Origin of the sequence: Acinetobacter junii CIP 64.5 (assembly GCF_000368765.1) — a bacterium.
In the GTDB taxonomy this organism is placed as follows: domain Bacteria; phylum Pseudomonadota; class Gammaproteobacteria; order Pseudomonadales; family Moraxellaceae; genus Acinetobacter; species Acinetobacter junii.
The window spans coordinates 211,785-236,905 of record NZ_KB849655.1; the positions used below are offsets into that span (position 1 = coordinate 211,785).

21 protein-coding genes and 1 pseudogene are annotated in these 25,121 nt (G+C 38.8%); 11 read left to right on the plus strand and 11 right to left on the minus strand.

Features of this window, described 5'->3' with window-relative positions; all coding sequences use genetic code 11:
- The first annotated feature begins 94 nt into the window (after positions 1-94).
- Positions 95-793 (plus strand): DUF1826 domain-containing protein, encoded by a 699-nt coding sequence (locus tag F948_RS06755; RefSeq protein ID WP_004961833.1) that lies wholly within the window; start codon positions 95-97, stop codon positions 791-793.
- Between the two features lie 59 nt (positions 794-852).
- On the opposite strand, the gene F948_RS06760 is transcribed toward F948_RS06755, so the two are convergent.
- The 5 genes from F948_RS06760 to F948_RS06780 all read right to left on the minus strand — a co-directional run bounded on the left by F948_RS06760 (position 853) and on the right by F948_RS06780 (position 7,015).
- On the minus strand, positions 853-1,650 hold the full coding sequence (locus F948_RS06760) for a sulfite exporter TauE/SafE family protein (protein WP_004961834.1): 798 nt from the start codon (positions 1,648-1,650) through the stop codon (positions 853-855).
- A 41-nt stretch (positions 1,651-1,691) separates the two neighbouring features.
- Positions 1,692-2,186, minus strand: coding sequence for a flavin reductase (locus F948_RS06765; protein ID WP_004961839.1), 495 nt, complete (start codon positions 2,184-2,186; stop codon positions 1,692-1,694).
- 186 nt (positions 2,187-2,372) lie between these two features.
- A complete protein-coding gene (locus tag F948_RS06770; RefSeq protein ID WP_004911103.1) occupies positions 2,373-3,401 on the minus strand; it encodes a methionine synthase in 1,029 nt (342 codons plus the stop codon).
- Between the two features lie 23 nt (positions 3,402-3,424).
- Complete coding sequence (locus tag F948_RS06775; RefSeq protein ID WP_004954402.1) at positions 3,425-4,420, minus strand: DUF1852 domain-containing protein; 996 nt, start codon at positions 4,418-4,420, stop codon at positions 3,425-3,427.
- Positions 4,421-4,810: 390 nt separating this feature from the next.
- Positions 4,811-7,015: a TonB-dependent siderophore receptor gene (locus F948_RS06780; protein WP_004961845.1), complete on the minus strand. Its 2,205-nt coding sequence runs from the start codon at positions 7,013-7,015 to the stop codon at positions 4,811-4,813.
- A gap of 218 nt (positions 7,016-7,233) precedes the next feature.
- Here F948_RS06780 and F948_RS06785 point away from each other — a divergent pair, with 218 nt between their 5' ends.
- From F948_RS06785 to F948_RS06805, 5 genes and pseudogenes are all read left to right on the plus strand, one after another.
- The gene (locus F948_RS06785; protein WP_004961847.1) at positions 7,234-7,665 is read left to right on the plus strand and encodes an SRPBCC family protein; all 432 of its coding nucleotides are present in this window, start codon (positions 7,234-7,236) and stop codon (positions 7,663-7,665) included.
- Positions 7,666-7,840: 175 nt separating this feature from the next.
- Complete coding sequence (locus F948_RS06790) at positions 7,841-8,722, plus strand: LysR family transcriptional regulator (RefSeq protein WP_004961848.1); 882 nt, start codon at positions 7,841-7,843, stop codon at positions 8,720-8,722.
- A 230-nt stretch (positions 8,723-8,952) separates the two neighbouring features.
- Entirely contained in the window at positions 8,953-9,657 is a 705-nt protein-coding gene (locus F948_RS06795) for a CoA transferase subunit A (protein WP_004961850.1), read from the plus strand.
- Between the two features lie 22 nt (positions 9,658-9,679).
- Positions 9,680-9,859, plus strand: coding sequence for a CoA-transferase (locus F948_RS06800; protein WP_409360451.1), 180 nt, complete (start codon positions 9,680-9,682; stop codon positions 9,857-9,859).
- A pseudogene (locus F948_RS06805) lies at positions 9,846-10,775 on the plus strand (thiolase family protein); the annotation flags it as partial. The gene F948_RS06800 and the pseudogene F948_RS06805, both read left to right, overlap by 14 nt.
- Before the next feature lie 292 nt (positions 10,776-11,067).
- On the opposite strand, the gene F948_RS06810 reads toward F948_RS06805, so the two are convergent.
- From F948_RS06810 to F948_RS06830, 5 genes are all read right to left on the minus strand, one after another.
- On the minus strand, positions 11,068-12,435 hold the full coding sequence (locus tag F948_RS06810; RefSeq protein ID WP_004961859.1) for an MFS transporter: 1,368 nt from the start codon (positions 12,433-12,435) through the stop codon (positions 11,068-11,070).
- Positions 12,436-12,530: 95 nt separating this feature from the next.
- The gene (locus F948_RS06815) at positions 12,531-13,817 is read right to left on the minus strand and encodes a DcaP family trimeric outer membrane transporter (RefSeq protein ID WP_004961864.1); all 1,287 of its coding nucleotides are present in this window, start codon (positions 13,815-13,817) and stop codon (positions 12,531-12,533) included.
- Between the two features lie 283 nt (positions 13,818-14,100).
- Positions 14,101-14,802, minus strand: a complete 702-nt coding sequence (locus tag F948_RS06820) for a class I SAM-dependent methyltransferase (RefSeq protein ID WP_004961867.1) — start codon at positions 14,800-14,802, stop codon at positions 14,101-14,103.
- A 65-nt stretch (positions 14,803-14,867) separates the two neighbouring features.
- On the minus strand, positions 14,868-16,562 hold the full coding sequence (locus tag F948_RS06825) for an AMP-binding protein (protein ID WP_004961870.1): 1,695 nt from the start codon (positions 16,560-16,562) through the stop codon (positions 14,868-14,870).
- A 108-nt stretch (positions 16,563-16,670) separates the two neighbouring features.
- On the minus strand, positions 16,671-17,288 hold the full coding sequence (locus F948_RS06830) for a TetR/AcrR family transcriptional regulator (RefSeq protein ID WP_004961872.1): 618 nt from the start codon (positions 17,286-17,288) through the stop codon (positions 16,671-16,673).
- A 145-nt stretch (positions 17,289-17,433) separates the two neighbouring features.
- On the opposite strand from F948_RS06830, the gene F948_RS06835 reads away from it, so the two are divergent.
- From F948_RS06835 to F948_RS06855, 5 genes are read left to right on the plus strand one after another with little or no spacing between them, the layout of a single operon-like run.
- Entirely contained in the window at positions 17,434-18,606 is a 1,173-nt protein-coding gene (locus tag F948_RS06835) for an isovaleryl-CoA dehydrogenase (protein WP_004961873.1), read from the plus strand.
- A gap of 24 nt (positions 18,607-18,630) precedes the next feature.
- Positions 18,631-20,232, plus strand: a complete 1,602-nt coding sequence (locus F948_RS06840; RefSeq protein ID WP_004961876.1) for a carboxyl transferase domain-containing protein — start codon at positions 18,631-18,633, stop codon at positions 20,230-20,232.
- A gap of 9 nt (positions 20,233-20,241) precedes the next feature.
- Positions 20,242-21,045: an enoyl-CoA hydratase/isomerase family protein gene (locus tag F948_RS06845; protein WP_004961879.1), complete on the plus strand. Its 804-nt coding sequence runs from the start codon at positions 20,242-20,244 to the stop codon at positions 21,043-21,045.
- 11 nt (positions 21,046-21,056) lie between these two features.
- The gene (locus F948_RS06850) at positions 21,057-23,048 is read left to right on the plus strand and encodes an acetyl/propionyl/methylcrotonyl-CoA carboxylase subunit alpha (RefSeq protein WP_004961882.1); all 1,992 of its coding nucleotides are present in this window, start codon (positions 21,057-21,059) and stop codon (positions 23,046-23,048) included.
- A complete protein-coding gene (locus tag F948_RS06855) occupies positions 23,045-23,947 on the plus strand; it encodes a hydroxymethylglutaryl-CoA lyase (protein ID WP_004961885.1) in 903 nt (300 codons plus the stop codon). The genes F948_RS06850 and F948_RS06855 overlap by 4 nt, the downstream gene beginning before the upstream one ends.
- A 100-nt stretch (positions 23,948-24,047) precedes the next feature.
- Here F948_RS06855 and F948_RS06860 read toward each other — a convergent pair whose 3' ends face one another.
- Positions 24,048-25,004 (minus strand): LysR family transcriptional regulator, encoded by a 957-nt coding sequence (locus tag F948_RS06860; RefSeq protein ID WP_026057409.1) that lies wholly within the window; start codon positions 25,002-25,004, stop codon positions 24,048-24,050.
- Positions 25,005-25,121 lie beyond the last annotated feature (117 nt).

Genomic DNA, 25,121 nt, shown 5'->3' on the forward strand with positions numbered 1-25,121 from the left:
TTAAATGTTTGAAAAATACTATTCCATCTATCGTTGTTAACGTGATCGAACTGTGTATCATTAAACATATTTTCTTTTTGATAAACTTCTTTTTATGAAGAATGCATTTTCTAACCACAAGCAAATTAGCGTGGTTTCTAGTTTCTCCGAACTTGTCAGTTCTAATTTTCAAGGAGATAGAAATGCGATTTGTTGGTATAGAAATCTTAATGGGGATTTTCAAGAAATCGTCAAAAAACTTCAGCTAAAGGAAAATATCACTGAGATTTCAGTTGATGATTTATTGGCTTTACAACTTTCTGAATATGGTCGTTTAGCAAGAGAAATCATAATTGCGGATATTCAGCAATTAACAGAGCTTGGCGCATCACCTACGCTTAACTTAATTCAAAACTACGAACGTGATGATGAGTTAGATTTTATTTCGACAGATGTTTATTCATTTCATGTTGATCGCTCGCCTATTCCAACAGATACTTTTTTATGTACCTATCACGGTGCGGCAAGTGAGATTCTGCCAAACGATCAAGTTGAGCAAAAGATTCTAGTTCCTGAAATTAGAGAAAAACTAAAAAATCTACATGATGGACCAGAAGCCGAATTTGAGAATTTTTTAGAAGAATATTTCTTTGATTTGCACTACCGAGCAAAACCTGAGAGTAAACCTGTTAATTTAGGTTTAGGTCATCTTTGGCGTTTGGCAGTCGACCATCCAACACAACAAGTTTTACCCTGTGTGCATAGAGCACCGATAGAGATAGATGGAGAATATAGATTGCTGTTGATTTGTTAAATACTAGAAAAAGATTTTAAAAGCTCACAGAAAAGTGAGCTATACGGAGAAGATTTTTATCACATGCCTTTGTAAAGAAAGAAACATCCAACGATCAATAACATTAAAGCAAAGCATTTTTTAAGTACGATTGGCGATAAAATATGTGCTGTTTTAGCTCCAAGCTTAGCCGTCATAAAACTCATAATGCTAATACATAAAAATGCATAGATATGTACAAAACCAATAGTGTTAGGCACATTTATATGCTGTTTCATACCAAAAAAAATAAATCCTAAAGCACCTGCGATGGCAATTGGTAAGCCACATGCTGCCGAGGTTCCGACGGCTTTTTGCATGACTACACCATAATGATTTAGATAAGGAACGGTTAAACTCCCTCCCCCAATACCAAAAATTGCGGAAGCAACTCCGATGCCTGTACCTGCAAATATTTGTCGAGTTGTTGATGGTAATACCTTACCCTGATCGATTACATTTTTCGCCCCAAAGAACATTTTGTAAGCAACCCAGATCACAAATATCCCGATGATCAATTGTAAATTTGCCCCAGAAAGTAATCCCGCAATACCAGCTCCTAAAAATGAACCAAGGATTAGTCCTGGTGTTAGATTTTTAAATACAGGCCAAATCACGGCGCTGTTTTTATTGTGGGCGATCAATGAACTAATAGAAGTCACAATGATTGTTGCCAATGAGGTTCCCAAAGCCATATGCATGATGACATCTGGTTGGTATCCCATTTGAGTGAATACGATGTATAAAAGTGGAACGATAATGAGCCCACCACCGACACCAAAGAGTCCAGCAGCGAAACCAGCTAAAGCCCCGATGGCTAAAAAAATGATTAATTCCACGAGATATTTTCTTAAAATAAAGGGATGAATAGATAGTTGGCTCAGGCAATTTCTGCAATCTGCCCAACTTGATGATAAGTACGGTTAAAATAGACTAACCCTTGATCATGCTGACCTTGTTGGATAGCTACGATACGACAAATAAAAATGGTATGTGTTCCAACTTCCTGAATCTGCTCAATTTGACAATCAAAACTAACCAAAGCATCTTTTAACACAGGTGCGCCAGTTTCTAATTCTGTCCAACTGCCATATTTAAAACGTTCTTCAGGACTCATCTTTGATGAAAACACTTTAGACATATGCTGATGATGTGCTGCCAAGACATTCACAGTGAGAATTTTATTTTCAACAAAGTGTGTATGTGAGCTAGAAGCGATATTCATACATACCAAAAGTGTTGGTGGTGAATCTGTCACGCTGCACACAGCTGATGCCGTAAATCCATATCGACCTGTAGAGCCAATCGTTGTTACAACACTCACTGCACTTGTTAGTAAAGACATTGCATTTCTAAAGTCTATTGCTTCAATCATTAACTTGTTCCTCAATTGAACCGTACCTTTTAGATTTAGCAATATCATGCTATTCCATTTCTTAGGCACACCATCTGCATGTGTTTTTAAATAGATGCGATCTTTGATCAAGATTGACGCTAAAAGAGACTCATGGCTTGATCATCATTTTGATTGCAAACCATAAATCCTATTTAGCTCAAAATATTAGTTAGATAGTTCTTTTCGAACGATTTCTGCACCTGCGCTTAAGGCATTAAGTTTGCCTCTCGCTACATGGCGAGACAATGGCGCCATGCCACAATTGGTTGATGGATAAAGTTTGTCAGCATCAACAAATTGCAAAGCTTTTCTTAAGGTATCGGCAACTTCTTCAGGTGTTTCGATATTATTAGTAGCAACATCGATCGCGCCTACCATCACTTTTTTACCGCGAATTAGTTCAATTAGATCCATTGGTACACGAGAGTTTTGGCATTCTAGCGAAACGATATCAATTTTAGATTGTTGAAGCTTAGGAAAGGCTTCTTCATATTGACGCCATTCTGAACCTAATGTCTTTTTCCAATCTGTATTGGCTTTAATACCGTAGCCATAGCAAATATGTACGGCTGTTTCACATTTCAGACCCTCTAGCGCTCTTTCTAAAGTTGCAACCCCCCAATCATTGACCTCATCAAAAAATACATTAAATGCAGGTTCATCAAACTGGATAATATCAACACCAGCCGCTTCGAGTTCTCTCGCCTCCTGATTTAAAATTTTTGCGAATTCCCATGCTAGTTTTTCACGGCTTTTATAATGTCCGTCATATAAGGTATCAATCATGGTCATAGGACCTGGTAATGCCCATTTGATCGGTTGATTGGTTTGTTGACGTAAAAATTTAGCATCTTCAACGAATACAGGTTTTTGACGACTGACAGCACCCACAACGGATGGAACACTTGCATCGTAACGATTTCGAATTCGAACCGTTTCACGCTTCTGGAAATCAACGCCATCTAAGTGTTCAATAAACGTTGTGACGAAATGTTGGCGTGTTTGTTCACCATCACTTACGATATCGATGCCGGAGTGTAATTGCTCGTGCAGTGACAGTCTTAAAGCATCTTGCTTAGCCTCATAAAGTTGTTCATCTTGGAGTTTCCATGGCGACCAAAGCTTTTCAGGTTCAGCTAACCAAGAAGGTTTTGGTAAGCTGCCAGCAGTTGATGTCGGTAATAATCGTTTCATAATCAGTAATCTTCTATATCGGTTTACACAGCAGCATAATTTTGTTCGGTGTAGTTCTCAGCCCACTGTTCGAGAATCTCTCGATAAGGTTTGATAAATTGCTCTTCAGTGAATTTGCCTTGTTTTACAGCTAACTGACTACGCTCTTCACGGTCGTATACGATTTGCGTTAAAGAGTAATCTTGGTATTTCAAACTTGGTTGATAACATTTGCCCGCTACAGAGTTAGCATTGTAAATTTCAGGTCGGTAAATCTTTTGGAATGTTTCCATTGTGCTGATTGCACTAATGAGTTCTAGGTTGCTGTAATCACTTAGCAAATCACCTGAAAAATAAAAAGCTAATGGCGCTACACTGTTAGCAGGCATGAAATAACGTACTTTTAACCCCATTTTCTTGAAGTATTCATCAGTTAGAGAATATTCATCTTGTTGATATTCAACGCCTAATACAGGATGAACATTTGCAGTTTGATAATATGTTTTTGTGCTCGACACACTCAGGCATATCACAGGTGCTTTATCAAAATTCGCTTTATATGCCGCTGAGTTGATTAAGTGTTTAAAAAGCTTGCCGTGTAATACACCAAAGTTATCTGGCGCACTAAATTTTGCTTGATTTTTACTGTGTTCTAGTAATAAGACACTAAAATCATAATCACGCACATAAGATGAAAAACTATTACCTACCATGCCATCAATACGCTTATTTGTCTGATGATCAACAATTGTTGTTTTTAGCATTTCAATAACTGGAAATGCATGACCATTACCTTCGATATCCATATTTGCTGAAATAATATCGATTTCAACTGAATAACGATCCGCTTTTGGATTATCCCAATGTGCTAAGTCATTGAAACGATTATTGATCATTTGTAAGGTTTTACGTAGATTTTCTTGACGGCTCTCACCTCTTGCTAAATTTGCAAAGTTAGTTGTAAGACGTGTGCTTTCTGAAGGATGATAATTTTCATCAAAACGAATACTTTTAATAGAACATGTAAATTTTTTACTCATTGTACTACTACCCTAATCTCTAAGATAAAACCTGAATTTCTGTATGAAATAATTTATACATGAATGTTCACATGAGTAAAAATGATTTAATCTAACCAAAAGATGAATAAAATTCATGGTTGTGTGTTTTTATGGGTTTCAGTGCTCTAACCTGAATGAACTTCATCATGAGCTGAAAAACTATCAGGATATTGATTGAATTATTGCTATAAGGGTGTGTTTGTAATTTGGAGTTATTCTTTAGATGATGACATACAATCTTTCTTTTCTATTTTTTCGTTTACAACGATATAAAACTTGAATTTTATTAATCGAATAACAGAATCCCATATAAAAAAGACGATCCAATTTTTAAGTCAGATCGTCTTTATTCATATCAGTGAATTGGATTTAGAAATTCACCGACCAAGAAAATTGTGCGGTGCGTGGAGCGCCTAGGAACAAATAATCATCCCCAAAGAAGCTTCCCGCATCTCTCCAATATTTTTTATTAAATAGATTGTCAACATTGAATCTTAACGTGTTTTCATAGCCATTAGCTTTAAAGTTATAAGCTGCACCAGCATTAAAAACTGTGTAGCTTGGAACTTTTACACTGCCTATTTTATTGGCATATTTACTTGAACTGTATTGTGTACCAGCCAGTAGTCTTAAGCCTTCTACTTGTGGCAATTGATACGATAAATAAGTTGCAAAACGTACTTTAGGAACATTCTGAGTTTGATGGCCTTGATATTCAGCGACATCAATCTCTTTTAAGCGTGAACGAGTCAGCGCCAAAGTCGAGACCATATCTAAATTCTGTGTCAAACGTCCTTGCAAACCAAGTTCTAAACCTAAGTTATGTTGTTTACCATCAGTTAAGTAATAGTTATCAGCATTCGTATATTGATGATCTTGTTCTAGATCAAATATTGCTGCTGTAAATAACATAGATGGTAATTGATGCCTCAATCCCAGTTCATATTGGGTGGATTTGATTGGAGCAAGTGTTTCAAATGCATTACCGACAATCCCTTTTTCTTCATTACCGAAGGCATACCACGGCGCTTGTCCGCCATCACTTAGACCTTTGCTAAATGATGTGTAAACTTGCGTATTTTCCCAAGGTTGGTACATCACTGCAAATTGTGGCAAGAATCGGTTTAAATCTGTATCACGAATCATATTCGCTGCCGCATCATAAGCTTTCTCATCTAAAGAAAGGATTTTTCCACCTATATGAACTGACCATGCGTCATTGAAACGGATTTGGTCTAGTAGATTTAATGCGGTTTGCTGACTATCAAGGGACTTATAGCGATTGCCTAGAGCTACATCTGTAGGCTTATAGTCCACAGTATTGTTATAGATGTTGCCCGTACCAACGAGTTGATTGATTGCATCATATTGAGCACGTCGTTTATAGGTATGAGATAACTCGACATTTAAGCTATGCTGCCATGTCCCTGTTGCGAACTTGCCGTTTAATCCTGTTTTAAATTGATTTGTTAAATAACTATCATCTGGACTACGGAAATCATAAATATCGTAGTTACCTTTTTGATCAAAGGTATTGCCTAAACCTGTAAATTCACAAATCTCACTATAACAACCCCACGGGAATGCTGAATAGTCATCAACGACTACACGGCTTTGCGAAGCGGATAAGCTTGCTGTCCAATCATCATTGAGACGATGCGTATATTTTAAACTCGTATTCAGACTTTCATTAGTAACGGGTTTACTCCAACTTTGATAACCCAGTAAACGATCCCATTCCACATTAGTCGGTACAATTTTTCCATCTAATAATTGATAGCCTGGTACCGAGCGCTGACGTTGGCGTTGTGATTCAATATCAAACTCAAGTTTTGAATCATCAGAAATCTTCCAGTCCAAAGCAACTGAACCAAAAAGTCGCTTCCCATTTGTATGCTCTACATACGGATGAATCTCTTCGTGAGCTAAATTGATTCGATAGCCAAATTGTTGATTTTCACCCACGATATCGCCTATATCTGTTGCGATACGATAACCACCCTGACTATCTGTTTCTAAGGTAACTGAACGAATATCCTTTGGACGTTTAGTCACGTAGTTAACTATTCCACCTGGCGTAGACATACCACTTTGGATTGCGCTGATACCCTTTAAGATCTCGACTTGCTCTTTATTTTCTAACGCAACATTTTGCTCGCCTCTAAGTAAGTTGCCATTGAGTAGATAACTTGAACCTAGATTGAGCGCGAAACCACGCATAATAAAGTTTGAGTAATAGCCAATAGGCGCATAACCATCCCCTACAGAAGCATCATTTTTCACAACGTCAGCCAGTGTTTTTGCATGCTGATCAGCAATGCGTTCGGCAGTAATCGTGCTCACTGAAGCAGGAATTTTAGCAACGGTTTGTTGATTAAAACCTGATAAATTGATTTGAGGTTGGTAGTACACACTTTGAATGGATTGTGCTGCTAAAGTGATAGTTGGAAGTTGCGAAACAGTGTTTTCATCTTCTGCATTTGCGACGACTGAGCTTAGTCCCATACACGAAAATGAACCAACGGTTAGAAGCGCTTTTTGTAAACGAGAAAATGAAAATGGATAAGTTTTCACAGTAGTTGCCTAACCCCAAAAAAGATAATGGTATAACCTGAATTTTCGAGGCTGAGTATTCACAATTTTTGATGCTTGAACAAGCGCCTTTGCTTACATATATCTGAATTTTTAGCTACTCCGATAATCCGACAAACAAAATGACCAGTTCAGCCAAACCGTGTTAGTATTTGAAAATGACAATTCATCATGTCAAATTAAAAAAGAAAGGAATTGCTATGCTAAAAATGCAACAAATCAACATCACTCAAGAGTTCAATGCCCCTGTCGAAAAGGTATTTGCGATCCTCAGCGAACATGAAAATTTGAATAAGCTCTTCGCTCCAGCAAAAGTGACTCGTTTGAGTGATGGTCAAGATGTACGTAATGGGGTTGGTTCAGCGCGTAAGTTATCTATACCACTCACACCTTCATTTGTTGAAACAAATTTAGTCTATAGAGAAAATGAATTGATTGAATACGCGATTACCAGTGGTATTGCACCAATTAAAGCGCATCGCGGCGTAATGAAGTTTACTGATTTGGGAAACAATCGTAGTCGTTTGGACTATACGATTAGCTTTAAGGGTCGTGTGCCTTTTATTGGGCCAATTATCAAATTGGCATTACAAAATGGTGTGAGCCGTGGACTTAAAAAACTAAAAGTATAAGTTTTAGAGAAACTTCGTATTCTCTAATTTGAATCTTAACTCCCATAATCTATGATTGTGGGAGTTTTTATTTGCTGTATAGATCAACTTTTCTTTGAAAATTAATTTCTAAAATAACATTCAGTTCATTTTTAAGATAAATTAGATCTATTCAATAATTTACTTAGGAAAAGCGATGACTCTTAAGCAGCTAAAGGCATTTTTAGCACTTGCGCGTACTTTAAATTATGCCAATGCTTCGCTGGAACTGCACTTAAGTCAGTCTGCTTTAAGTCTAAGTATAAAAAGTTTAGAAGATGAACTCGGCGGTAAGTTATTTAATCGAAATACACGTCGTGTTGAACTGACTCAAGAAGGTAAATCTCTCATTCCCTACGCAAAAAAACTATTGGCAAATTGGGATGAAATGGAAAATGACGTTAAACAACGCTTTAAATTAAATCGCGGCACACTTAGTATCGCCTCGATGCCCTTTTTTACCCATGCGATCTTGCCTGATGTGATTCATTCTTTTTTATCTGAGCATCCAAACCTTAATTTTTCGATCCATGATATTCCAAATGAAACCATTATTGAAAAAGTTCAAGATGGTATCTTTGAGTTAGGCATTTGTTTTGAACCAGAACTGACCGAAGGCTTAGAGTTTGTGCCTTTGTTTGATGAAGACTTTCTCGCCTTACTTCCTAAAAATCATGCTTTAGCAGACAAAGCACGTATTACTTGGCAACAATTGTTTGCTAATCCTTTTATTACACTACAAAAGCCATCGATTGTTCGTCACTTGGTTGAGCAAAACTGTTTGCGCAACAATATGACTTTGGATTTGAAAATAGAGTGTCATCAGATTTCTTCACTATCTAGTTTTGTTGCACATGGTATTGGGGTAAGCGCGATTCCTCGACATTTTGCTAAGCATATTGATTTAACAGAGAATGTATTACTCGAACTGGAAGATGGAACCATCCACAAAACGGTTGGTATCGTCTATAAAAAGAATTTTGAAATATCACATATTTCGGCACAATTTATTCAGTCATTGAAAAGGTATAAATTTTAAATAACTCATTATTGTAATTGGTTATATATTTTTTACTTTTAAATAAATATATTTATTATTAATATTTTCAATTGTTTATGAATTTTAATCTATTATTTTTTAAGATTAAAATCCATCCAAATGAATCAATTTATTAATTAAACTCATTAATCCTTGAGAAAAATCAACTTCTATCTACCTAGTCCTAATGCTAAAACTAAATCACTAAGGGACGATAGGACAATAATAGAATGAATAAGGTATATGCCAGTGCTGAGGCAGCAATCAAAGATGTGGTTGCTAATAACCAAACCCTTGCCGTGGGCGGTTTTGGGTTATGTGGAATTCCTGAGCAGCTCATTGTCGCGGTTAAAGAAAGTGGTGTAACAGGTCTTACTTGTATTTCAAATAATGCAGGTGTTGATGATTTTGGCCTAGGTATTTTATTGCATACCAAACAGATCAAAAAAATGATCTCATCTTATGTGGGTGAAAATAAAGAATTTGAACGTCAATATCTAAATGGCGAGCTTGAAGTTGAATTAACTCCACAAGGAACATTAGCTGAAAAATTACGCGCTGGCGGTGCTGGTATTCCAGCTTTTTATACGAAAACTGGTGTAGGAACTCTGATTGCTGAAGGCAAAGAAGAACGTAATTTTCATGGTAAAAAATACATTTTAGAAGAATCTCTTACTGCTGATGTTTCTCTTATTAAAGCTTACAAGACAGATAAAGCTGGAAATTTAATATTCCGTAAGACGGCTCAGAATTTTAATCCTGAATGTGCAATGGCTGGGAAAATTACCATTGCTGAAGTGGAACAAATCGTTGAGATTGGTGAATTAGATCCAGATGAAATCCATTTACCAGGGATTTATGTGAATCGCATTATTTTAAATGCATCACCAGAAAAACGTATCGAACAAAAAACTTTAAGCATGGAGGCAGTTTAAAATGGCTTGGTCACGTAATGAAATGGCACAGCGTGCTGCACAAGAACTCGAAGATGGCTTCTATGTGAACTTAGGTATTGGCTTACCTACCCTTGTTGCCAACTATATTCCAAAAAACATGAATGTATGGTTGCAGTCTGAAAATGGGCTGCTTGGTATCGGCGCATTTCCTACTGAAGAAACCTTAAGTGACCATCAATAAACTATGTGGTTCTGCGATGAAAGCAGTATTGATGGCATCAGATGCTTTGAAAGCTGGTAGTGCAAATATTGTGGTTGCGGGCGGTATGGAATCAATGACCAATGCACCATATATCTTACCTAAAGCACGTGGTGGCTATCGTATGGGACATGGTGAAATCAAAGATCATATGTTTCTGGATGGTTTGGAAGATGCTGAAACTGGTCGTTTAATGGGTTCATTTGCTCAGGATATGGCAAATACTAAAGGCTTCACCCGTGAGCAAATGGATAACTTTGCGATTTCTTCACTCAAAAAAGCTCAAACAGCGATTACAGAAGGATATTTCAAAGATGAAATCGTCGCTGTAGAAGTTAAAACACGTAAGGGTGTTGAGGTGATTGACCAAGATGAGCAACCTCTGAAAGCAAATCTTGATAAGATTCCGACACTACGCTCTGCTTTTAGCAAAGACGGTACGATTACGGCAGCCAATTCGAGTTCGATTTCGGATGGTGCTGCGGCTTTGGTACTTTCTACAGAAGATTATGCACAAGCAAATGATTTAAATGTCTTGGCTAAGATTGTAGCTACTTCGAGTCATTCGCAACATCCAAGTGAGTTTACGATTGCTCCAATTAGTGCGATTCAAAAAGTACTTGATCGTGCTGGCTGGTCAGTTGAGGATGTCGATGCATGGGAAATCAATGAAGCTTTCTCGATGGTGGCTATGGCTCCGATTCATGAGTTAGGTATTGATGAAGCTAAAGTCAATATTCACGGTGGCGCATGTGCTTTAGGTCATCCGATTGGTGCGACAGGTTCACGTATTATTCTTTCATTGATCTATGCATTAAAACGTCTAGGCAAGAAGAAAGGCGTCGCTGCATTATGTATTGGTGGTGGTGAAGCAACAGCTGTTGCGATTGAAATCTAAATTATCAAGTATCAATAAAGCATCTCAATCGAGATGCTTTTTTTGCATAAAAATGATGTGTGGAAAAGGTTTGATCTGATTTATATTCATTTTTCTTTCTAGATTGAATGAAAAAATAGATACCAGTCTCATGTAAATCCAAGTGTTTTAAAGAATTAAGGGTTGTCAGGAATTGAGCCAACTCACTTCTATTCTTACCTTTTTGATTTTAAGTTCTGTCTGAAATAAAAAAAGCACATCAGCCTATCTGATGTGCTTTTCATGTTTTATAGAAGAATCAAATCATATTAAGTTAAGCATTACTTGATTCGGTCAAGCTAGTTTTTACTTCTTCTACTTGTTGTTGCTCATCATCAAATTTATGACGTTTCAAACTCAATATCGCGCAAATTGCTAACATTGCAGGGATAGAAATCATCACAAAATTCATGGTATGCGGTAAGTTTAAGGTTAATAACAAGCCTGTTAAAATCGGACCGACAATCGCACCAATTCGACCTACACCAGAAGCACAACCAATTCCAGTCGAGCGAACACTTAATGGATAGTATTGCGCAACATAGCTATAAAGAAGGATTGAAGTACCTATAGTCGCTGCGCCAGCAACAGTTACTAAACCATATAAAACATAAGCTGGAGAGTTAAATCCTAAGCCGATCAGTGCCACTACACCTGCCATCAGCATTCCCATGATCACAGGTTTCAAATGGAATTTGTCTGAGAGAATGCCACCACCAATTGAACCAATCATTGCACCAACATTCAAAGCAAACAAGAATAAGATACTCTTGCCGAGTGAATAACCTGCTGCAAGCATAAGTTTTGGTAACCAACTGCTTAGTGCGTAAACCATTAATAAGCACATAAAGAACAATACCCAAAACATAAGCGTATTGAATGCACGTCCTTGTTGAAATAAGCCTTTTACAGAACTACCTGTTGGAACATTATCTTCATTCAACACTAAACGCGTATTAATACCGATGCTTTGTTCAGGTGAGATTTTTTGAATGATGCTATGTGCTTGATCAGTTTTGCCAGTTTTAACCAAAAAGGTTAAAGATTCAGGTAGGAATTTCCAGATAACAGGTAATAAAATTAAAGGAATACCAGCAATCAAGAACATGATCTGCCAACCTTGACTCTCAACTAAATAACTTCCGATAAGCGCAGATAGAATTCCACCGATCGCATAACCACTAAACATCGTGCCAACTAAGGTACTGCGAATACGTTTAGGTGCGTACTCTGATGTGAGTGCGACGAGATTTGGCATAACCCCACCTATCCCTAAACCTGCTAAAAACCGTAAAATACCAAATTCAAAAGGATTTGATGCAAACGCACCTAAAAAAGTAAAACCGCTAAAGAAGGTCACACAGATTAAAATTACATTTTTACGTCCGATTTTATCTGCCAAAGCACCGAATAACATGGCTCCAAACATCATTCCGCACAAAGCCGTACTGGCGAGCATGCCTGCTTGTACAGAAGTGAGAGACCACTCCTGCATAAGTAAAGGTAGAACAACGCCATAAATGACGAGATCGTAACCATCAAAAATAATAATCAATAAGCACCAAAGTAAAATACTCCAGTGAAAAGGTGTAAATTTTGCTTGATCAATTACTGCATTTACATTAACCGTAGATGTTGTCATTCTGCATCTCCTCAATGAGATAAATTCCTAATCATTATTTAAAACGACATAATGCACCTTAAAGAAAAATATTATTATTCAAGGCTTTATTAGTATTAAAAGTCATAACTCGCCATCATGTTGATGCGGTTATCCGTCCCTGTGCGACCATCGAAGGTTTCACGTTCACCGTAGACATATTCCATCCCTAAGGTAATTGGCTTGTAAGGGTTGTACATGCCATTGATCCAGCCTTGCCATAGTTCTTTATTTTGAGCTGTGTTGTCTTTATTGATTCGTGCAAATGCATTGTTGTCTTTGGCTTTCATATAGCCATAACCCAATGTTGAACGAAATTGAGTGTTAAATTGATGGGTAATCCCTGTTGAAATCGAATCAAACTCATTGCTTTGAATATGCTTTTGATCATCAATTGCATAACTGCTATTGGTCCACATCAGGAAGCGTCCGTCGCCTTTGATATGGTTATAGTCTGCTTTGAGAAAAGTTTTTGGTGTTAAATGATATTTTCCACCGATGCCGACACCCCAAGCCCATTCTTCATCTTGACTAGTTTTCTTTTCAGCGACAAAACTACGTCCTGAAAGCATAGAGCCATTGGCAAACTTATGATTTACACGTCCAACAAAGGCAGGTAAACGCATTTCATTATCAGGATCAGAGCTTGCTGTATATTTAGGATCTTCTACTGCTAAAGCAAAGCTGGTATTTGCCGTAATATTGTCACTATAACGAACCAATGGTGAGCGTTGTAATGCTCCGCCTACATAGGTCGCAGCATCAATCGTTTCTGGATAATATTCAGGTGCGATAAATGTAGACCATGTCTGACCTAATAACCATTTATCAAAGGTTAAATAGGCATGACGGATACGGAATTGATCGCGTGATGCGCTACCAAAGAAGTCCATTTCTAATTTTCCACCGACATCGCCCATAGCAGTCGGTGTTTTAAAATTTAGACCTATCCGAGAAACACTTGCAGTGCTATGCAAACGATCTTTTTGTTGCGCTTCTTCAGCTGTCCCTTCTAATGGTACACCGCTAATGTTGTTGTACATCGTAGATGCGCCTTTGGCTTGATAAGATGCATCCGCACGCAAATAACCATATAAATTAACCTCTGCACCAGATTTGGTGAGTGATAATTTCGGCGTTGTTGTTTGAACAGGTTCAGATGTCTGTGCAACCATGACCTGAGTAGTGGGCTGAGCAGGCGGAGTTTGCTGGACATAATTTTGCAGCATTGCACGCAACTCTTTTACTTCTTGACGAAGTTGTTCTATTTCTGCATTTTCTGAGCCTGCATAACTTCCAGACATGGCAGTGAGTACAGATAGTGCTAAAACACTTTGTTGAACCGTTAAGATGAATCTTTTCATTAAAATCAATTTCCTTGTTTCATGAACTTTACTTTTCAAGTTCATTTTTTGTTTGCGTTGTATCCTTTGCAGTACTTGATGACTGCATCGCATTTCTTGTTTTAAAACCTAATGTTCTGATTTTATTTGGTTTTACCTCCTTTCATTGTTTTGTTTAACGCTTTATTTAGACAAAAAGAACCTCACAATAACTATAAAAGTCACTGTTAATTGAACATTTGGTAAAAATAAAAGCTAAATTATTCTTCTAATCATTTATTCCATTATGAATGAGTCCCTTGGGTTATGAGGCTTGAGCAAACTCGGCAATTTCTGCCTTTTTCGCAATCAAACCCTGATAAATTAAGATTTGACTATATGAGTGCACGTCTTCAAAACCAATGCCTTGAAGTCGTTGCTGATATTCACTGAATGAAATAGTGAAAAAGTCATTTTCCATGCGATCTAACATTTTTTGGCATTGCAATTCAGTTAAACCTTGAGCCATACATAAATAACGTAAAGCTTGTAGATGCTGAGGATTGCTGCAAGGCATCAAATCATAGGTCAATAGCAGTCCACTATTTTTCAAACAACGATGAATACTGCTGTAGAAGTCAGTTTTTTGTTCATCTGCTATAAAGTGCGCGACTAAAATAGAAAGTGCAGCATCAAAACCAGCACCTTCAGTTAAAGCAAAGTGATCACCATGTACAAATTGTACCTGTGCAGACTTCCCCATTTGTTTGACACGTATTTCTGCTTTTTCAAGCATAGCTAAGGAAGGATCAAGGGCAGTAAATTTCCAATTAGGATGTCTATTTAGCAGATATTCCAACTCATAACCTGTTCCACATCCAACAATAAGTATGTGTGCAATTGGTTGAAGTACAGACTGTAAAATGGCATCCACTTGTTGATGAATGATTTCATATCCAGGAATTAACTTACGGATATGCTGATCATATTCTTCAACGATCTTTGGACTATTAAAATCTTTTGCCATTCACTGTGATCCTTTTCCTTATGACTTTAAAATGCTGTTTTTTTCTATGCGATGTAAGACATCATTTAGTCGAATACGTTTCCAGTTAAATTCAGTTCAGCACGCATAATTTCCTGTAACTTAAACTTCTGCGCTTTGCCTGATGCAGTCATAGGAAATTCATTAAAGAATTTTACGTAACGAGGCACTTTATTATGTGAAATGTGTTCCTTACAGAAACTACGGATGTTGTCTTCATTGGTCTGATGATGTTCATGCAAAATAATACAAGCACATAGTTCTTCACCGTAACGCGTATCAGGTAGACCAATCACTTGCACATCACAGATCGCAGGATGGGTATATAAGAAGTCTTCGATTTCTTTAGGAAAGAGATTTTCTCCACCACGAATGACGACATCTTTGATGCGACCTTTGATTTTGACAAAGCCTTCAGCATCCATCTCCGCAATGTCACCTGTATGCATCCAACCTGCGGCATCAATTACTTCACGGGTTTTTTCTTCTTCACCCCAATAGCCTGCCATTACCGAGTAACCTCTGACGCATAGCTCGCCTAAGGTTCCTTGTGGTACGAGTTGCCCTTCAGGATCGACAATTTTGATTTCGACATGTGGATGAACATGTCCAACCGTACTGACGCGTTTATCAATGGTGTCACTCACTGAGCTTTGTACGCTGACAGGTGAAGTCTCAGTCATGCCATAACAAATCGTGATTTCTGACATATGCATACGATCAATCACACGCTGCATAATTTCACGTGGGCATGGGCTTCCCGCCATGATCCCTGTACGTAAACTAGATAAGTCAAATTCATTAAATTGTTCATGCTCTAAAGTGGCGATGAACATGGTTGGTACGCCGTATGCTGCCGTACAACGTTCGTTGTGAATTGTCTTTAGTGTTTCTAATGGATTAAATACAGCTGATGGATACACCATAGTAGAACCATGTGTGATACAAGCTAGATTTCCCATGACCATACCGAAACAGTGGAATAAAGGCACAGAGATGCATACTTTATCTTGTGGCGTTAAACGAATACCCTCTCCTACAAAATAACCATTATTCAGAATGTTATGATGGGTGAGCATTGTGCCTTTCGGATTACCAGTCGTTCCTGACGTAAATTGAATATTAATGGTTTCATCAAATTGCAATTGCTGCGTAGCCAATTGTAATTGATCGAGTTGTTCTTGAGTTGGAGGAACGACTAGATCACTGAAACGATGAATACCTGTATGCTGTTTTTCATCAATTTTGATCACAAACTTTAAGAAAGGCAGACGTTCTGAATGAATAATTTTGTCTGTACAGAAAACAATTTCTGGTGCAATTCGTGTCAAAAGCTCTTGATAATCAGTCGTTTTGAATTGTGAGGCGATGATCAATCCTTTGCAGGAAACTTTATTCAATACATACTCTAACTCATGGCTTTTGTAGGCAGGATTTAAGTTCACTAGGATAATCCCTGCTTTAAAAGCAGCAAATTGAGTGATCGTCCATTCCACGCAGTTTGGTGACCAGATGCCTAGTCGATCGCCTTTCTTTAAACCGAGTTTGAGCAAACTACAGGCAAAAGTATTCACTTCATCTTGTAGTTGTTTATAGGTCAACCGTCTGTTCTGATGTGAACTTACAATCGCTTCTTGATCAGCATATTGCTGACAAGCTTGATCAAATTTTTCTCCAATCGTCATCCCCAATAAGGGTTGTGCACTTGGTCCAGAGGCATAGCTTAACCGTTGTTGTTGCATTGAATCATTCTCCTTGATTCTTTCTAATTCTGTTCTGATTTCATCTCATTGTTATTACTGCAACTATTCTTCAAACTGCCTTGTTTTGATTTTTATTGTTGTTTATGCCTATTTTTTCCTCACGGCATCCACACAAAAATCAGCAATCTGCTTTGAAAAATAGTCTTTGTGTTGCTGATCAAACTTTGTATTTTGAGCTGGGTCTAGAGGTTCTACGACTACAAAAGTCATCGCGCCAACCACACAAAGTGCAGTGGTATTTAAATTCTCTAACATAAACTCGCCACTTGCATTTCCATCTGCGAGTATTTTAATAATACTTTGTTTAATCAACTGCTTAACACGAAAACGCTCATGCTCTACCAATGAATCAACAGGTTCAAACATGAGTGAATATGCAAGCTGAGGGCTGTTTAGTGCCCTTTTTACAAAGGTTGTTACCGCTTTATGTAACTTCTGTTCCGCCGTTAGATCACTTTCCGTAATCGCATCAATCACTAAAAGTTCGGTATTGATCGCTTCTGACAGAACTTCAATAAGTACCTGACTTTTATTGTCAAAGTAGCGATAAACCAACCCACTTGAAACACCTGCTTGCTCAGCAATTGTTTGTATCTGTGCGTCTTTAAACCCTCCTTCTGAAATTAATTTTCTGGCTGAACTCAAAATCGACTTACGATTTTGTTCCATCCGTTCTTGCATTAAAGATGATCGTTTATAACTCATGAAATTTATTCTCTAACAAATAAAGTGAATTGTAAATCATTTTATGAATCTATATTCACTTTTTCAAAAATTCATTGTATGGTACTTCCTAAGCACAAACAAGAATGCTTATGGAACAACAAATATAACCAATAGGATGAACACAATGAACCTACGTAGCTTGAATTTTGGTCTGGATGAAACATTGATTGCCCTTCAAGATTCAGTTGCCGCATTTTGTGCAAAAGAAATTGCACCAATTGCTCAGCAAGTAGATCAAGACAATAAATTCCCGAGCCATCTATGGAAAAAGTTCGGTGATATGGGCTTATTAGGCCTAACGGTTTCTGAAGAATACGGCGGCACCAACCTTGGTTATCTTGCTCATATTATTGTTATGCAAGAAATTTCTCGTGCTTCTGCAGCAATTGCACTTTCATACGGCGCACACTCAAACCTATGTATTAACCAAATTAATCGCAACGGTAATGAGCAACAAAAGCAGAAATATCTGCCTAAATTAATTTCTGGAGAATATGTCGGTGCCCTAGCGATGTCTGAACCGAATGCGGGTTCTGATGTAGTCAGTATGAAATTACGTGCTGAACAAAAAGGTGATCATTTCGTTTTGAATGGTTCCAAGATGTGGATTACCAATGGCGGTGATGCTGATGTCCTAGTGGTATACGCAAAAACTGATCCACATGCAGGCGCAAAAGGCATGACCGCTTTTTTAATTGAAAAGGACATGAAAGGTTTTAGTCATGGTCATCACTTAGACAAACTTGGTATGCGTGGCTCAAATACCTATCCATTGTTTTTTGACAATGTAGAAGTACCTGTTGAAAACGTGTTGGGTGGTGTCGGTAACGGCGCTAAAGTCCTGATGAGTGGCTTGGACTATGAGCGTGCAGTTCTTAGCGCAGGTCCACTTGGCATTATGGATGCCTGCATGGATGTCGTGATTCCGTATTTACATCAACGTGAACAATTTGGACAAGCTTTAGGTGAATTCCAATTAATGCAAGGCAAACTTGCTGATATGTATTCAACTTGGCTGGCTTGTAAAGCGCTTGTATATGCCGTTGGTACAGCGTGTGATAAAGGAGATCATGACCGTAGCTTACGTAAAGATGCAGCCAGTGCCATTTTATATGCAGCAGAAAAAGCGACATGGATGGCGGGTGAAGCGATTCAAACTTTAGGTGGCAATGGCTATATCAATGAATTCCCTACGGGGCGTTTATGGCGTGATGCAAAACTTTATGAAATTGGTGCAGGCACATCTGAAATTCGTCGTATGTTGATCGGACGTGAATTGTTTAATGAAACCAAATAATAACGATAAATCAGGATGCATCATATGAATCAATTACAAAGCAAAATTAATGTGCGAAGTGAAGACTTCAAAACAAACCAACAAGCTATGCAGACGTTGGTTAATGATTTAACACAAGTTGCCCAAAATATTGCATTAGGCGGCGGAGAAAACGCACGTCAAAAGCATTTAGCACGTGGAAAATTGCTTCCACGTGAACGTATAGATCAATTGATTGACGTTGGCACAGCTTTTTTAGAAATCGGACAACTTGCTGCGTATAAGGTTTATGAGGATGATATTCCTGCTGCGGGTGTGATTGCGGGTATTGGACAGGTTAATGGTGTGACATGCATGATCGTTGCCAATGATGCAACGGTTAAAGGTGGTACCTATTATCCACTTACGGTTAAAAAGCATTTACGTGCTCAAGAAATTGCAGAACAAAATCACTTACCTTGTATTTATCTTGTAGATTCAGGTGGTGCGTATTTACCTATGCAGGATCAGGTATTCCCTGATCGTGATCACTTCGGACGTATCTTCTACAATCAAGCACGTATGTCGAGCCAAGGTATAGCCCAAATTGCGGTCGTGATGGGTAGCTGTACCGCTGGTGGTGCTTATGTTCCTGCGATGTCAGATGAAACCATCATCGTGCGTAATCAAGGGACTATTTTCTTAGGTGGTCCTCCTTTGGTTAAAGCTGCAACAGGTGAAGTTGTAAGTAGCGAAGATTTGGGTGGTGGTGATGTACATACGCGTCTTTCAGGTGTTGCCGATCACCTCGCTGAAAATGATGAACATGCGATTGCGATTGCACGTAATATCGTTGCCAATTTGAATAAAAAACCAAATGAACTCAATAAACAGATTGATGAACCATTGTTTGATGCGAAAGAGTTGTATGGTGTAGTCCCAACCGATGCGCGCAAGCCATTTGATGTACGAGAAGTGATTGCACGTATCGTCGATGGTTCTCGTTTTGATGAATTTAAAGCTCGTTTTGGTTCAACCTTGATCACAGGGTTTGCATCACTTTATGGGATGCCAGTCGGAATTATTGCCAATAATGGCATTCTATTTTCTGAGTCAGCTCAAAAAGGCGCACACTTTATTGAGCTATGTACCCAACGCAATATTCCGTTGTTATTTATTCAAAATATCACGGGCTTTATGGTCGGTCGCCAATACGAAAATGAAGGCATTGCCAAGCACGGTGCTAAACTGGTGATGGCGGTTGCAACTGCAAATGTACCAAAACTTACACTCATCATTGGCGGTTCTTTTGGTGCAGGTAACTACGGTATGTGTGGACGTGCTTATTCTCCACGTTTCTTATGGACTTGGCCAAACTCGCGTATTTCAGTCATGGGTGGTGAGCAAGCAGCCAGCGTACTTTCGACTTTGAAGCATGATCAGATCGAGCAAAAAGGCGTAGAATGGTCAGCACAAGAAGAAGATGAATTTAAACAACCGATTCGTGATCAGTATGAACGTCAAGGTCATCCTTACTATGCTTCTGCCCGTTTGTGGGATGACGGTGTGATTGATCCAGCGCAAACGCGTCAAGTATTAGGATTGAGTCTTGCTGCAGCTTTAAATGCACCGATTCAACCAACTAAATTTGGCGTGTTCCGCATGTAAGAGGTGTTTATGAGCTATCAATTTTTACAACTGGAACAGCATGATCAGGTGGCATATGTGTGGCTGAATCGCCCTGAGCTACACAATGCCTTCAATACAACGGTGATTGAAGAATTGCATACTTGCTTTAAGCAAATTGCTATCCGTGACGATATTCGAGTTGTAGTTTTAGCAGGTCGTGGTAAAAGCTTTTCAGCAGGTGCAGATCTGAATTGGATGAAACAAGCGGGGCAAGCTTCTGCAGAAGAAAATGAAGCCGATGCTTTAAAACTCGCACAGATGCTTGAAGCACTCGCAACCTTAAAACAGCCGACGATTGCACGTGTTCATGGCATTGCTTTTGGTGGTGGTATGGGTTTGGCATCTGCATGTGATATTTGCATTGCCAGTACCGATGCAAAGTTTGCAACCTCTGAAGTTCGACTAGGTCTTGCCCCTTCTACGATTAGTCCATATGTGATTCGTGCGATTGGCGCTAGACAAGCTTCACGCTATTTTTTAACTGCTGAATGTATCTCAGCGCACGAAGCAAAACAAATCGGCTTGGCACATGAAATTGCGGATGCAGAAGATTTAGATAAAAAAGTTCAAGAGATTATTGATGCTTTACTGCTGGGTGGACCACATGCCCAAGCAGCATCTAAGCAACTGATTCAAATGGTTAGCAATCAAAGTATGAACGATGAGTTACTTCGACAAACTGCTCAACACATAGCACAAGTCCGTCAAGGCAGTGAGGCAAAAGAAGGTTTAACCGCTTTCTTAAATAAGCAAGCCCCTGCGTGGACTTCAAATTCTAATAACAACAATTAAGGATGATTAAGATGTTTGAAAAGATTTTAATTGCGAACCGTGGTGAGATCGCTTGCCGTGTGATTCGTACCGCCAAAAAATTAGGTATTGCGACGGTTGCGGTTTACTCAGATGCAGATGCACATGCACAACACGTTAAACTTGCTGATGAAGCGATTTATATTGGTCAATCTCCTGCAACACAAAGTTATTTACAAGTTGATCGTATTATTCAAGCGGCGATTGATACAGGAAGCCAAGCGATTCATCCTGGTTATGGTTTTCTTTCGGAAAACGATCAATTTGCCTTAGCTTGCCAGCAGCATAATATTTGCTTCATTGGACCTCCAGTCGATGCCATTTTAGCGATGGGCTTGAAAGCAACCTCTAAAGCGTTGATGGAAAAAGCCGGTGTACCTCTAACACCGGGCTATCACGGAACAAATCAAGATGCTGAATTTTTAAAACAACAAGCAGATCGGATTGGCTATCCTGTATTGATTAAAGCAAGTGCTGGTGGTGGCGGTAAAGGCATGAGTCTAGTGGAACGTAGCGAAGATTTCCTACATTCTCTTGCGTCGTGTAAGCGTGAAGCCAAATCGAGTTTTGGTAATGATGACGTACTGATTGAACGTTATGTGATTCAACCACGTCATATCGAAGTACAGGTATTTGGCGACACACATGGCAACTATGTACATTTATTTGAACGGGATTGTTCTGTTCAACGTCGTCATCAAAAAGTATTAGAGGAAGCCCCTGCTCCGCAAATGCCAAGCGAAAAGCTCGATGCTATGCGTCAAGCTGCAATCGATGCTGCGCGTGCGGTAAATTATGTCGGTGCAGGTACGGTTGAGTTTATCGTTGAACAAGATGGTACGGCGTATTTCATGGAAATGAACACACGCTTACAAGTCGAACATCCTGTGACTGAAATGATTACTGGAGAGGACTTAGTAGAATGGCAATTACGAGTTGCGTATGGTGAGCCATTACCAAAACTCCAACATGAATTACAAATTCATGGGCATGCGCTCGAAGCACGTATTTATGCCGAAGAACCAGAAAAAGGCTTTTTACCTGCAATCGGTAAAATTGACTATTTACGCTACCCAGCGCAAAACCAATATGTTCGTGTAGATAGTGGCATCGTTGAAGGTGATGAAATTACCACTTTCTATGACCCAATGATTGCCAAATTGATCGTATGGGGGAAAAACCGTGAAGCTGCTTTGATTCAAATGCAACACGCGCTTAGTCAATTCCATGTCGATGGTTTAGGCAATAACATTGCCTTTTTGGAAAAGATTGTACGTTGTGATTCATTCAAACAAGCAAAGTTGGATACGAATCTAATCCAACGTGAAGAGCAGTTCTTGTTTAGCCCAGCGAATACAAAACCTGAGTTTGTTGTTGCGACTGCATTTATTGAATTTCTAAGCCAAATGCAAAGCAATCAATCAACTCAAAAACAACTGTGGCTAGCACAACCCTTATGGCGTAGTAATGTGTCTTATCAGCACAGCATTAAATTGAATTATTTAAATCAAAATATTCAAATTAAGTTTTCTGCTGCTGAACAAGGGTTTAATGCAGAATTTAATGGTCAGCAGTATCACATCACAGGTCAATTGACTGATCAACACAGTGCAAATATTCAAATTGGTGGAATCCAGCAAAAACTTGCCTTTAATCGAGGTGTGCAAGGTATTACCCTGTTCAAGGCTGGACAAAGCTATAAGTTTAGCTATTTACGTCAGGATTATAATCAAACTGATGGTCAATCTGAGCAAGGACATCTCAAAGCCCCAATGCCAGGCGTGGTGACACAATTACTTGTGGGCGCAAATCACACCGTGAAGAAAGATGATGTGCTTTTGACGCTTGAAGCGATGAAAATGGAATATACCATTCGCGCTCCAAAAGATGGTGTGATTTTGGATGCCTATTTCCAAGTGGGAGATCAAGTCAAAGCTGGTGATGAGCTTGTGGACTTCCAAGCTGCTGAGGAGGAAGTTGCATGAGTGACTATGTAAAGATTGTAGAAGTTGGGCCTCGTGATGGTTTGCAAAACGAGAAACAAGCTTTAAGCATTGAGCAGCGATTGCGTTTTATCAATGATTTAATTAATGCAGGTTTAAAGTCAATTGAAGTGGGTTCATGTGTATCAGCCAAATGGGTACCACAAATGGCGCAGAGCGATGAGTTATTTAAATTGTTGCCACAACGCAATGATTTAAATTTGAGCTTGCTCACGCCTAATCTTAAAGGCTTCGAAGCCGCTCTAGCAGTTGGATGTAAAGAGGTTGCTGTCTTTACCGCAGCTTCTGAGAGTTTTACTCGAAAGAATATCAATTGCTCGATCGATGAAAGCTTAGAACGATTCTCTGAAATTTTCAAAGCGGCGCAGGCAAACAATGTTCGTGTACGTGGTTATGTCTCTTGTATGGTGGACTGTCCTTACGAAGGTGCAATTGATCCCAAACAAGTCGTGAATGTCGTGAAACAGCTGCATGACATGGGATGTTATGAGATTTCATTGGGTGAAACTATTGGGACAGCGACACCAGATCGAGTGCAAAAAGTTTGGCAAGCATGCTTAGCAGAATTGGATAGCAAGATTTTGGCTGGACACTTTCATAATACCTATGGTATGGCAATCGCCAATATCTATCAATCCTTACAGCAAGGTATTCGAGTTTTTGATTCCTCACTTGCTGGACTGGGTGGTTGTCCTTATGCCAAAGGTTCATCAGGGAATGTTGCAACAGAGGATTTATATTATTTACTGTCTCACATTGGTTATGAAACAGGCATTAATCTAGAAAAACTGATGTTGGCTAGTCAAAATATCAATCAAACATTGAACCGAAAAAACTTATCAAATTATGCAAATACTTATCTTCAACAGTCATGTGCATAAATAAATCTCAGCGATCATTGATAAATGCTCCACTAAAAATAAATTTGAAGGAGCATTCATGTTTTTTGTTTTAATCACTTATTTTTGACTTAAATATAGATCATTCAGTATGTGTTAATTGATAAAAATAAGAAGTATCTGATTTAATTTTCGGTGAAATATATTGTTCTACCCAATCCAACCAAGCACGAGTTTTTGCATCAATATAATCTCTTGACGGTAATAAGGTATAAACACCAATATCAGGTGAACGCCAATCGGGTAAGACATGACACAATCGACCTGCCCGAACAGCTTCAATCACTGAAAACATCGGTAATAATGCGATTCCCATATCTTGTTGTACGACATCTAATAATAACTCAGGAGTATCAGCCACAATTTGACCGCTCGTACTGATCTCATGAAAACCCCCCTTTTCATTAATCAAATGCCATTCAGGTGTAATTGATGGATTGACCAAACGTAGACATGCATGGTTGTACAAATCTTCAGGTGAGTTTGGTATGCCATGCTTTTCTAAATATGCAGGAGATGCGCACAACACTGAAAATATTGTGCCGATACGACGCGATACGAATCTGGAGTCAGTCAGTGATTCAGTTAAATATAAGCTGACATCAATTCCCTTACCTAAAAGATCTGGTGTGTTCTGCGAAGTTCGATATTCAACCGTCAAATCTGGATAACTTTGGCAGAATTTAGCCATTACAGGCGATATATAATAATGCCCAAAGCTTGCCATACTCAAAATACGCAACCGTCCTTTTGGCTTTGTTGCCGTTCCTGTCGCTTCAGACTCTGCTTCATCTATGATCGATAGAACTTGTCGACAACGCTCAGCATAAAGCGCACCAATATCTGTCAATGCATGCTGCCGTGTAGAGCGTTGCATCAGTTTAACACCAAGCCGTGACTCTAACTCGCTGATCAGACGTGATACCTGAGCTGTGGTCAAATCCATCTGTTCAGCAGCTGCTGTAAAACTTCCACTGTCAATCACTTTCAGGAAAGCATGCATTGCATGCAACAGTCCACCATCGAGATTTTTGCGCATAACGTAAATATCTTTTCCTAAATTACGCATTGTTGCACCAGTTTAGATCAACCACAATGGTAAATATGTACATACATCCATGCGTATTTTTTTGACGGTTCAGCGCATGATTTGATC